Source organism: Micropruina sp. (genome assembly GCF_027492755.1).
In the GTDB taxonomy this organism is placed as follows: Bacteria; Actinomycetota; Actinomycetes; order Propionibacteriales; family Propionibacteriaceae; genus Micropruina.
In genome coordinates, this window is sequence record NZ_JAPUED010000036.1 from 1 (window position 1) to 1,354 (window position 1,354).

A 1,354-nucleotide genomic window follows, 5' to 3' on the forward strand; every position below is an offset into this window, starting at 1 on the left:
GGAGGATCCGGCCGGCGTCCCGATCGACGTCATCCTGTTCGGCGGACGCCGCGCGCACAACGTGCCGCTGATCACCGAGACCTACGACTGGCGCCAGGGCGTGTTCGTCGGTGCCACCGTCAGCTCGGAGCAGACCGCGGCCGCCGAGGGAGCGGTCGGTTCGCTGCGCCGCGATCCGTTCGCGATGCTGCCGTTCTGCGGTTACAACATGGCCGACTACTGGGCGCACTGGCTGCGGGTCGGCGAAACCCTGGGCGAGCACGCGCCGCGCGTCTTCCAGGTCAACTGGTTCCGCAAGGACGACGACGGCCACTTCCTGTGGCCCGGTTTCGGCGACAACGCCCGCGCCATCGAGTGGGCGCTGAGAAGGGTGAACGGCGAGCTGGACGCCGTTGACTCCTTGAACGGACGGCTGCCGCGCCGCGAAGACCTGAACCTGGACGGCCTCGACCTGACCGACGAACAACTGGACGAACTGTTCGCCCTCGACCCCGCGGCCTGGGCCGCGGAGGCCGACCTCACCGAGGAGTACTTCGCGCAGTTCGGCGAGCGGCTTCCCACCGCGCTCACCGAGGAACTCGAGGCGCTGCGCCGCCGGATCGCGGAGGCGTCCTAAGAGCCTCCACCGGGCAGGTAGGTGCGAGCGGCCGGCGGCCTACCTGCCCGAACCTCTCATCCTGCCCGGGTAGGCTGCCCGCCATGTCGTCGCCGCGTCGCCCGTTGATCCTGCTCGCCGCTCTGCCCGCACTGCTGGTCGGGTGCAGCTCAGCGGCACCCGCCGGCACGCCGTCCGCGACGCCACCGCCGGCGATCAGTGCCAACCCCACCCCGGTGTCGACCGCGGCCACCAGCGCACCTGCGACGACGCCGGCCACGACGTCCGCGTCCTGCCCGGCCGGCGAATACAAGGCGACCTCGTTCGTCGCGACAGCACTCAGTGCGACGAGCAGGGTCAAAGTCACCGACATCGATGCCGAGTTCCGCAACGGGCAGTACACCTTCGACTTCGACGATGATCATCCGGTCAACCTGACGGTTGGCAAGAGCACCCAGAAGGTGCGGATCGACGGCGAGATCCGCGGCAGCTACAGCGGCGACGCGGACGCCCTGACGTTCACTCGCGGCAGCACCAGCGGCACCGCGAAGATCAAGCAGAACGGCGCCACCCGCTCGTTCCCGATGCGCGAAGTGGCCGAGATCCTTGCCCCGCAAGGCAAGGGTTCGGCCGTCTGCAACGGCAACGAACTCACCCTCAAGGCCGACGGACTCACCTGGCAGATGGTTCGCGACGGCGACTGAGGCTCCTGCCGTTTGATCAACGCATCCACCGTCGGCTGAGCTTGTCGAAATCCGT

General features: G+C 68.8%; 2 protein-coding genes. Both read left to right on the forward strand.

Annotation, left to right across the window (positions count from 1 at the left end):
- A partial coding sequence (locus Q0066_RS02225) for a phosphoenolpyruvate carboxykinase domain-containing protein (RefSeq protein WP_298129628.1) occupies positions 1-616 on the forward strand: 616 nt, incomplete at its 5' end.
- Between the two features lie 83 nt (positions 617-699).
- The gene (locus Q0066_RS02230; RefSeq protein WP_298129629.1) at positions 700-1,299 is read left to right on the forward strand and encodes a hypothetical protein; all 600 of its coding nucleotides are present in this window, start codon (positions 700-702) and stop codon (positions 1,297-1,299) included.
- Positions 1,300-1,354 lie beyond the last annotated feature (55 nt).